Annotated in this window: 6 protein-coding genes and 1 pseudogene; 6 read left to right on the plus strand and 1 reads right to left on the minus strand. The window is 43.8% G+C overall.

The annotated features are described in order from the left end of the window. The 6 genes and pseudogenes from J6U00_RS09850 to J6U00_RS09875 form a co-directional block, all read left to right on the plus strand. Positions 1 to 622: RHS repeat-associated core domain-containing protein (locus tag J6U00_RS09850; protein WP_296581421.1), on the plus strand; the 622-nt coding region annotated here is incomplete at its 5' end. 57 nt (positions 623 to 679) lie between these two features. After that, positions 680 to 1,054 (plus strand): annotated as a pseudogene (locus tag J6U00_RS09855) (enterotoxin A family protein); the annotation flags it as partial. Then, positions 1,054 to 1,464 carry a hypothetical protein gene (locus tag J6U00_RS09860; RefSeq protein ID WP_296581425.1) on the plus strand — a complete coding sequence of 137 codons (411 nt, stop codon included), beginning with the start codon at positions 1,054 to 1,056 and terminating at the stop codon, positions 1,462 to 1,464. The pseudogene J6U00_RS09855 and the gene J6U00_RS09860, both read left to right, overlap by 1 nt. A 208-nt stretch (positions 1,465 to 1,672) precedes the next feature. After that, positions 1,673 to 3,274 (plus strand): lectin-like protein, encoded by a 1,602-nt coding sequence (locus J6U00_RS09865; RefSeq protein WP_296581427.1) that lies wholly within the window; start codon positions 1,673 to 1,675, stop codon positions 3,272 to 3,274. Positions 3,275 to 4,009: 735 nt separating this feature from the next. After that, positions 4,010 to 5,914, plus strand: coding sequence for a class I adenylate-forming enzyme family protein (locus J6U00_RS09870; protein ID WP_296581429.1), 1,905 nt, complete (start codon positions 4,010 to 4,012; stop codon positions 5,912 to 5,914). Further along, the gene (locus J6U00_RS09875; protein WP_296581431.1) at positions 5,914 to 7,683 is read left to right on the plus strand and encodes a dockerin type I domain-containing protein; all 1,770 of its coding nucleotides are present in this window, start codon (positions 5,914 to 5,916) and stop codon (positions 7,681 to 7,683) included. Before J6U00_RS09870 ends, J6U00_RS09875 begins: the two co-directional genes overlap by 1 nt. Before the next feature lie 187 nt (positions 7,684 to 7,870). On the opposite strand, the gene J6U00_RS09880 is transcribed toward J6U00_RS09875, so the two are convergent. After that, positions 7,871 to 10,402: a dockerin type I domain-containing protein gene (locus J6U00_RS09880; RefSeq protein ID WP_296581433.1), complete on the minus strand. Its 2,532-nt coding sequence runs from the start codon at positions 10,400 to 10,402 to the stop codon at positions 7,871 to 7,873. Positions 10,403 to 11,019 lie beyond the last annotated feature (617 nt).

The following is an 11,019-nucleotide window of genomic DNA, read 5'->3' on the forward strand; positions in this document are numbered from 1 at the left end:
ATACTGCGGCGAGCAGCAGGACGAAACAACAGGACTGTACTATCTCCGTGCAAGATATATGAACCCGACAACGGGAACAATTACTTCCATGGATACCTACGGCGGTTTTGTATTCGACCCGACATCTCTCCATAAGTACCTCTATGCAAATGATAACCCAGTAAGCTATACTGACCCGAGCGGATATTTCTCGTTGCCTGAATTATCAGCAAGTATGACAATTATGGAGGTACTTGATTTTACACTATTTAGTGCAGTCGTTGGATTTTTAAGTGGATTTGTAATTGGAACAGTAGATTCGCTGCTTGGTGGAAATAGTCTTAAACAAGCATTAATGGATGGCTTAAAAGCAGGTGGTTGGGGTGCCTGCATTGGTGCTGTAATAGGTGCTTTGATGTGTTGGGGTACAGTGTGTGCATTAGCAACTGGATTATTACAGATCGGTAGATTTGTGTTGCTCGGTTTTGGATTGTATGGAGCAATTATTTCTGCTGATGAAGGAAATACAGCGCAGGCTGTATTTAGAGCACTGGTTGCGATATTTGCTTGCTACAAAATGGGTAAAGCAATAGAGGGCATAGACCTTATACGAACAGGAACACCTACAGGCGAAAACGGATGATCATCACAAAAACCAGGTGCAAATAATGCACCAGCAAACGATAAACCAGTTCGAACACTTTATAGAGGTGATCGTTCAAGCACATTAGATGATGTTTTTGAAAATGGTTTCCAATCTAAGGGTACACATAATGATGCTCTTTTGCATACAAAGAGTAATACGACAGCTGGAAACTTTGTATCTACAACCTCTGAGCAGGATGTTGCACTTGGATTTGCTGGTTCTGGAAGAAGAGGATATTTATATGTAATAAAAACGGATAATTATGTTGATATAAATGCAACATATGGAAGCCAGGCTTATTATCCTGAACAGTGTGAGTTTTCAATACCTGGTGGTGTGCCTTCTTCAGACATAGTAGGTGCTTATCCAACATATGATCATGCAATATCAGGTGACTTTATACCAAATCCTAATTATGGAGGCAATTAATGGAAAAAGAAATCGTAGATGTAATCTTAAATGTTGATGGGATAAATGAAAAAGCAATTATTACTATTATGATTGGAGACGACTTAATAGAAATTGCTTTAGAATCTGATATTTGTTGCATTACAAAAGAAGGCGAAAATTTATTTGATATTCTTACTCAGATAAGGAAAGAATTTGAAAAAAGCAGTATAAAACTGCTGTGCAAAGGTTGTTCACTAAACGTTCACCCATCAGGGATGATTTTGGGAATGGGATATGGAAGAATGGCATATTCTCTTGTTTTAGGAAAACAAGCTTTAAAAGAATCATTGGTCGATATTTTTTCTCCATGTTCGGTTGAAGAGTACAGTACTGTTAATGAGCAGAATGAATTTTTTGAAAAATGGTGTGACAGTTTAAGAAAAGTGTAATTCAATATTGTTATAATGTCGTGTTTCCCATCGGCTTAAGCCGATGGGATTTTTTTCTTCAACAACACTGCAATAAGGAAAAGACCCGCCTTTTGACCGTTTATTGCCGTGTTCACTGCAATATCTTGACATTGTCACGCTAAAATGTTACAATTATCCTGCAATATTTTGTGTAATACACTGCTTTAAACTAAGGAGGTACTAAACAATGATAAAATTCATATCTTCATTCCTGGCGGCAGCTGTTGCCTGCGGTTCTGTCATGAGCAGTTTTGCTTCGGCAGAGGGCTTATCGGAACAGAAAGACGCTTCGTCAGACTCTGCCTGTATCGAAGCCGGGTTTCAGCAGTACACCGTTGACCTGTCCGGATTGGGTGCGCTCATCAAAAGGGACAATGTTCCCGAAGATCTTGAACACGCAGCATATATTACTATGACTCAGGAAGACTATGACGAATTGGTTGCGGATCCGAGTTCATATAAGCTTTGCTTCATAGCTTCGGAGCCGGTCATGATGCGTGACGGAATAGTTGTCAGCCTCAGAAATATCGAAACAGCTGACCCTACTGTAGCAGTTCCTATATATGCCGGATGTAAAGTCCTTGAGATGCTGGACGGCGTTTTCTTTGCATTCAATACGGAAGAGGAGGCTCTTCAACAGATAATGGCGGCTATGGACGGTACTGAGACCACCACATCTTCGACAACCACCTCGACAACAACTACTACTTCGGCTGATACAACGACAACTACAAGTGCAACGACCTCGGCAAATACTACACAGTCAACTACAACCACTAGTGCAACGACCTCGGCAACTACTACGCAGTCCACGACAACTACAAGTGCGACAACTTCGACGACTACTACACAGTCCGACACAACTACAAGCGCGACGACCTCGGCAACTACTACACAGTCTACTACAACTACAAGCGCAACGACCTCGGCAACTACTACACAGTCTACGACAACTACAAGTGCGACAACTTCGGCAACTACTACACAGTCCGACACAACTACAAGTGCAACGACCTCGGCAACTACTACACAGTCCACAACAACTACAAGTATTCAGCCGGCATTCTATAACGGTCACGCTTATGCGATTTATTCGGAGGCTGCGGATTCATGGGAGGAAGCCAAGGAGTTCTGCGAAACGGCAGGCGGTAAGCTTGCAGTTATCAACGACGCTGAGGAAAACGAGTTTGTTTATAAATATATGACCGAATGCGGATTCAAAAGCGCATATTTTGGCTTATCAGACCCGAATAAAGACGGAACATGGAGCTGGGCAGACGGTTCGGAGCTGACATATTCCAATTGGCACAGCGGTGAGCCGAGCTCCCAGAATGAAATGTACGGTATGTACTATTATAAGTTCTCTGACGGTACATGGAATGACGGCGTGTGGGGCGATAATACGACCGCATTTATCTGCGAATGGGAGTACAAGCTGGGAGACATCAATAACGATGACATAATAGACGCAGTTGATGCTTCCTCCGTACTTGCTTACTACGCTATGATATCCACCAATAAGGACGGCGGCTACAACGAGTGTCAGAAGTTTGCAGCAGACGTAAACAACGACGGTCAGGTAAATGCTGTTGACGCATCGAATATCCTTGCATACTACGCTTATATCTCAACAGCGGAGGGCGAAGTGAAGACCTTAGCCGAGTTTATGAACAGGGACAACAGTCAGGGAGATACCGACAAACAGAACGGTGACACAGGAGAGCTCAGGAATCCTGACAATCTTGACCCCAATGCGCCGATAGAGCTGCCTATAATCTCGATTTCCTGACAAACAGAACATAATATCAAAAAGTCACAGGTTATAACGACACCTGTGGCTTTTTTTGTTATGGTCAGCACACTAAATGCGATTCTGCCTCGATAAATGACCAGTGGTCAAAGTGACAAAATTGTAATGTTAACAAAAGGTAAAATACACGCTTTTTAGTTGATTTTTATATTTGAGTATGTTATAATATTATCAGGGTATTTTTAATTTGCTTATTTAATGGTTCTATTAGATAATAATCACCAAAACAATAGTGGGAATAGGTAATTCAGAAACGGTCGGTTCAATAAGCCTGAATTATTGGCGTAATGACAATACACTTACAGTATATCAAGAGGTATTGGCAATGAACTATATTTTAAAGCAAATGGAGGTGAGGGATCAATATATCAGTGAATGATCTGTCACGATATTGTATGATGATTTTTTCTTTTAGGGGATCCAGGCCGAACATTAAAACAATGCTGCGTCGGCAAATTTAATGACTATTTATAATCTTAGTGTGTACTCAATAGCTGCCGTCAGGCTGGTTATGCGCTGACGGACTTTGGGCAGACATATATTACTGTGATATACAGGAACTGCGGAACGAAGCTGCTTTGCTCAGTCCGCGGTACATGGTCAATGTGGGCATTAACGGGGAAAGTTGTTGCCATTCATAAGCAGCGGCATAATATCCACTCTTAGGGGCAGGAGGCGTCTGCCCTAAAACTACCATGAAAGGATCAGCAAGTAATGAGAACAACAACACAAATCAATACCTGCACCATTGAGAGAAAATTTCCGGAATGGGTGAAGGTAGATCGCATTATCAACGGGGTAAAGATATACAACATGAATATTTTTGATAATATCATGTCATTCAATCAGGATAATCTTGAAGGAGACGCGATCGATTATTTCGGCACAAAGATAACCTACGGCGAGCTTCCGGCACTGCGCGAGGCTTATGCAAGAGGACTGAAGCTGGCAGGAGTAAAGGAGGGCGACGTAGTTACTCTCTGTATGCCTGTAAGCGTTGAGAACCTTATGCTACTGTTTGCCTGCAACCTTATCAAGGCTGTCAGCAACAACGTGAACTTTTTGTTTCTTAAGGACGATTTCAACCTGTATACTCAGGACAAGGGCTCTGAGGTCATAGTTACCCTGGACGCATTCCTTCCGTATTTCACGGAGCATCTTGAAAACAGCAGCATCAAGAAGGTCATACTCATGAGCCTTGACGACTTCCTTCCAGCGGAAAAGAAGGGAATGTTCATGGACACCTCCGAGATGCCCGAAAAGATGCAGGAGGTATTCGATATCAAGCAGATAATGGAATGCCTGAGCAATCTGGACAAGATAGAGGGCGTTGAGTTCATACGTCTCGAGGATCTTCGCGTTGCAGGAGAAAACAGCGATATACCGCTTGATCTCGGTCCGACAGACCTTGACCGCGATATAAGCTATTACTATACCAGTGGCACTACAAGCAAGCCTAAGTGCGTCGTATATAAGGAGTATTCGCTTAATGCTTACGTCGAGATGCATGCAGGACTGGATACTCAGAATTATGTTGGCGAGCGTAATTTCCAGTGCATACCGCTTACTCACATGACAGGAGAGAGAGTATGCGCCATCATGCCGCTTGCTAGAGGCGGTACGCTCGTTCCGAGACCCATATACAACAAATACACATTTGCAAGAGACCTTTCTGAGACAGGCTGCAACTGTGTAGTTGCGACGGCGAGTTTCTACCTTACAAGCGTAAGACAGGGCGTTGTATCACCTACCGCACTTGAAATGCTCAAGCGTCCTGCGTCGGGCGGCGAGGCTGTAAACATAAACTCCGTCCGCAAGATAGATAAGTGGCTCCGCGACAATGGCTGTACGGTAAGATATTCACTGGGCGGCGGTGCAAGCGAAGAAGGCGGCGCTACACTCGTGACATACTTTATGGACGAAGAGACAAAGACCAACGAGACCGGCAAGCCTCTTGAGCCGTTCGTTCACGTAAAGCTGGTGGACGACAACGGAAATCTTGTGGAGGAGAACGAGGTGCTTGCCAACCTTCATGCTACAAGTCCTGCGGCAGCAGACCGTTATCTTAATAATCCTAAGGCGACAGAAGAGCGCTGGTACTATGACGAGAACGGTACAAAGTGGGGCGTTACTGGTGATATAGCTGTAAGACATGCCGACGGCTCATATACTATCATGGGAAGAGCTTCGGATTCTTATGTTGACGAAAATGGCAAGCGCGTATATTTGTTCATGATTGAAAGTACTCTTGATGAGAATGATCCTATTAATGAGTGGGAAATCAGTGCCTTCAAGAACGAGAAGGGTAGCTACGATGTAGTGGGTCAGATTATACTCGATCCCGATGAGGCTGAACCAAGCGCTGAGCTTGTAAAGTATATATGCGAAAAATATCATCTTGATGCTGTGAAATTCTACAAGGAATTCGAGATAGGTGAGATAACAGCAAAGAGAGATTACATACTGCTTACACACGACTATAGGGGATATATCTCTCCCAGTGAGGACGGAAGTCTTATGCTGGTGGACTATTCCGCAAACGGCAGTACTGTAAGAATCAAAACTGACAGAAATTATGTAATACCGATAACTGAAAAATATGGTGAGGAGAATGAATGATGAAGGGAACAAAGATTTTATCAGTTCTTGTTTCGGCAGCAATGCTGAGCAGCACTGTGGGAATGACAGCTTTTGCAGCTGAAAACGATAATACAGAAAATAAAACATACAACTATGTAGCTCTTGGCGACAGTATAGCAGCAGGTTTCGGGCTGGCAGACGGCGAGCTTAAAGATGACCCTGCACTGGTTATAACCGATGAGCTTCTTGAAAATCCGGTGAGCGGAGCATATCCAGCAATATTCACAGAGTATTTAAAGGAGCTCGGCGAGGAAAGAGGGTATGAGGTAATGGGCACTAACCTTGCCTCCACTGCATATCGCGCTGAAGACATTGAAAAGACGATAAAGACTCCTGGATATAAAGGAGAGTTCGCTGCGTCCATACTCGAAAGATTTGTCGAAGAGGGGGCAAGCGAAGTTCTTGTTCCTTATCACGATTATTACACTAAGTATCTCTCTGCCGCTGACCTTGTAAGCATTCAGCTTGGCGGAAATGATATCGTAATGAGCATTGTTCCCCAAATGGTATTCGGCGATAATCCTATCCTTCAGGCTGCCGGAACCTCTCTCACGCTTACACTTTTTGGAATGGATACAGAGACAGCTATTGGCGGCGGACTTAAAATACTTTATGAAAATAAAGACAATATCACTTCCGAGGATTTCATTGAGGCAGCTGTCTTCATGTATAATGTGAGCCAGATGTCAGACCAGCTCGTTGACGACTCTGCAAGCCACGTAAAGGGTGTTGTTGAGGCTGTTCAGGAGCTCAACGGCGACGCCAACATCGCACTTGTGGGTATGTTCAATCCCTACCGTACAGAGGAAGGCTCAGATAAGATAAAGGAAGAAATATATGACATACTCGGCAGAATCTATGCAGAAGCTGCAACAGTTGCTGCTGCTGGTGAGAACGAGCTCACAGTCAACGGCAAATTGACAAAGGACTTTATAGACGGCCTTCAGGATAAGGTCAACATGATATACGAGCTCAATGTATTTATGCTGATGTATAAAGACAGAACGGAGCTTTTCGAGATACTTGACATGGTCGAAAAATACGACGATATCAATGAGCTCAAGGAGATAGCAGCAATCATGAAAGCTTCAAATGGCACCCCTGCTGAGGAAGAGCTTATGGAGGTTCTGCTAAGATACGATGATATCAATGAGCTCCAGTCAGCAATTGATATCATAAAGAAGTATAAAGACATCGAAGAGCTTACAAATCTTATTGATATTTTGTCAAAGTATCGTACAGCAAGCCAGTCAGCAGAAGAAGAAGCTATCGCAGCTGAGATCGCTGCACCTCTTGCTATGATGCTGGCAGGCAAGAATGTTGATCCGCAGATACTTCGCCTCAATGAGGAGCTTAAGGTCATTGCAGAGGAGACAGGCGCAACCTATGTTGATGTATATAACATCTCTCCGGAGGACGATTTCGATCCTCATCCCAATGCAAATGGTCATAAGGAAATTGCAGGCATACTTTATGATACTATGTATAAGATAGTATGCGGAAGAATGAGCATTGATGCTGAGGTTGCCGAAGAGGAGTCCGAGCCTGAACAATTCATCGACATCAGAGCTACGGGCGATGTTAACGGCGACGGTAAAACAGACGTTTCCGATGTGGTATTCATTTTGGCACATATCACTGGTATAAGACCGCTTACGGCAGATGAACAGAAATATGCTGATATGGACGGAAATTGCATTATAGACTTTATGGATATGCTGATTCTGTCTGGCAACATTAATATGTAAAATCAATGATGTGATTGAGTGAACGACAGTTTAAAGGCATTAAAAAAGTGGCTGTAAAAACTCCCTCAAACACATATATTAAAAAAATAGCTGCACAGAAACAGTCATTACTGCGTTCTGTGCGGCTATTTCTATTATCCTGAGTTTTTTACAACACGTTTTCTTTTTTATGACTCGGACAGCAGTATTATTTCAGCTTGAATTTCTCTATCGGAGTGAGAGTGCCCGGTTCATTTGAAGCGTAGGCGTAATAGGCAAGTATTTGCGATGCGTCAACTGCGTCTATATAGCCGTCCTTATTGACATCTGCAACTGCCTTTTGTAGGACGTTGAAGCTTCCTTCTTTTCCAGCAGAAACCTGAGAATAGTATGCGTGGACCTGTGACGAATCCACAGCGTCAATAAAGCCGTTGAAGTCAACGTCCCCCAGATTGAGTTCGACGACTGCATCATTTGATACATCGCCCTGTTTTATAAACTCGCTTTGTGGTTTGTCATTCAGCTTTGTCGGATTTGTGCTCCATGAGTCAATAGCTCCATAAGAGGAAACATCAGGTGCTGATTTGGTGGCATCTGTTAAGGGTGTGAGCTTAGCAGTGATATTTACAGGACCCTTTACATCTTTTATCCTGTAGACCAGCCTCTTGTATGAGTCGTTCGTGGACTGGTCTTCAACTACCGGCGCGTGCCACCATCTGGCTGCGCTCTCTGAGTAAAGGGAGCCCTCAGCTGATGAGGTGAAGTCTATCCTGAGCTGCACTGATTCGTCCTCCGTGTAGGTGAGAATAGCAGTGTTGCCATTTGTCTGTATCTTCTGAGGTGTATACATTACCCAGTACAGGGTCGATGTGTCTTTGAGGTCGACCTCGTCGCGGACTACGAGAGAGAGTCTGTTATCCGTCAGGAGGAAGCCTCTTTTTGCACTTGAAGCCTTTGAACTCACAAGATCTGTCATATCAACTACTGCCTTTGCCTGTGTTTCGGAAGAAGATGTTTCGAGCTTGGCTGTTTTTTCAAATTCATAGCCGAAGTCAGAGGCATTCGGATTAATGAGCAGAGTATTATGTGCGTCGGCTCTTAACCTGAATATTTTGAACCTTATGTTATCCTCAGATGTAGGGGACATATAGCCCGGAAGCTTGTAGCTGTCCTTTCCCATGTCAATTGCCCATTTTACTCCGAGAGCATTGAATACGAAGCTACCCTGATCAAGGTGTACGAAGAAATCGCGCAGTGTCGTGCCAGCTTTTACGCCGACAAAGGACTGCTTTGGTTCAAAGCTGCTCCTGAATGTTGCAAAAGCTGCGTCGCCGCTTATGACCATATCTTTGTCTATGCTTGTTTTTGTGCCGCTTGTGTCCTCCTCGTACCAGCATAGTATCTGAACAATGCGTGTGGTGTCGTTGGGGGAGTTTGCTGCAAGACGTTTGAGGATATCTGAACTGAAGCCGTAGTGAAGATCATAATGTCTGTAGAAGTAAAGCTCGCCGGCTGTCGTCATAAGGCTGTCATAAGTGTCGCTGAAGCTAAACGAGCCTGCGTCAGATTCCATGCCGTGTATTACTCTCATGAGTCTGCCGTCCTTCAGACCGGTGCAGGTATCGAGACCGTAAAACTTGCCTAAAGATGTTTCCATAGACGAGAACAGCATTGAGAAATTGTCGAGGGACAGGAGCATATACTCCATTCCCTCAGTTGTAGCACCGTCGGGAGCAAATTTGTTCAGATCTTTCTCAAGGCATATAAATGCGTCGTGGCAAAGTGAGGAGGTGATATCCTTGTATTTGCCCATGAGCGCTAATGAGACCATTACCACGCCGGCAGTAACTATCGGGTTATGGTTATGCTCTGCGAAAACTCCTCTTACAACGCCGTTGCTTGAGGTCTGGGAGCGTGATGGGCTGTTGCTGGTATAGGAATCATTTGCGGGGCGGAAGCAGAGACGCTTTATAGCATCCTCCAGCTTCGTAAGCTTGCCCTGCTTTTCCCATGCGCTGTACATCCAGTCATAGGCTATCGCGTAGCCCTGACAGAAAAAGCCGAAGTCGAGGTCGTGCCACGGGTTTATATCAGGGAACTGGTTCACGTTGTTGAGGACTACCCATGCGGCGTCGGCGTACTTCTGGAGTCCGGTTATCTGGTACATCATACCGAAGGTCATCATTTTATCTCTGAAATCGTCTGCGGCAGTGCCCTTGTTGCCAGCGCCGGGCATTCTTGTCTCATAGCATTTGGTATAATTGAATAGATAATCGTTTTTTGAATTGCCGGAGAGCTGCTCGCAATACTTGTCCGCCTTTGTCTGTAGTCTGCCGTACCAGCTGTACTTGGGGTCGTCAGGGTCACTGACAGCCTTTTTCAGCGTGGTTAAGGACTTGTCTGTTATCATCAGGCTTGGGTGAGCACTGCGTTTTCCGGACTGAGCGTTGAAGTCCTTCAGTATATTCTGAGCCGAAGGACGCTGATAATTGTCAGCATTTTCAAAGTCTTCATATATCTTCTTGGTATGAAGCGTTAAGCCGTCAAGATCTCCGGCGGATACTGCCGGATCAGAGATATCAGCTTTTGTATCGCCGCTTGTGACACCGAGAACGATACTGCTGTACGCAGCGTCGTATCCGCTTTCACCGGTGAAGATGTTAAGACCGCCCAATGACAGAAATACCGCAGCTGCGGCAGAAGTTGCGGCAGAGACGATCCTTGTAAACAGTCTGTTCATGTGATACCTCCTGTCTTATATCATTATTTTATGCTTAAATTATAGCATGGATAGCGGATAATATCAATAGTAAATTTAAGTTATGAGTATGAGATCAGGACTGTTAAGTGTGATATTTCTGCTTTCGAGTACCATACTGCAAGGCTGAAGTCAGAAGTTGTTACTGCCTTGAAAAGCCTGTATACAGCCTTGAACAGCACTTGTATATTGGCGCGTCAAGGGAGCTTTTTCCTGCCCTGAGAGCTGAGAGCTAACGTTTTGAGCAAGATGTAAAACATATATGATAAACATATAAAAATGAACCGGGAGCAGCCATATATTTAACCAAACTTGGTAAAAAAAGTACCATAAAGCTTAAGTGATGAAATATTCTGTTAAGTCTGCGAAAGTTAAAGAATATACAGCTGAGTAGGTCTGCGCGAATCTCTGACTGTTTCAGAACTCAAAATAATATATTCTCTCTTTATTATCTCCGATTTTGCCGCGAGATGTCTGCTAAAGAGCTGTTTGTATATGATTTTTATTATTTGTAAACGAATTTCAATTTTATTGTTATGATATATTCATTGACTTATTACAAAAAAAGTGATATTATGATATAAAAGCTACTCTTAAAG

Source organism: Ruminococcus sp. (genome assembly GCF_017650195.1).
In the GTDB taxonomy this organism is placed as follows: Bacteria; Bacillota; Clostridia; order Oscillospirales; family Ruminococcaceae; genus Ruminococcus.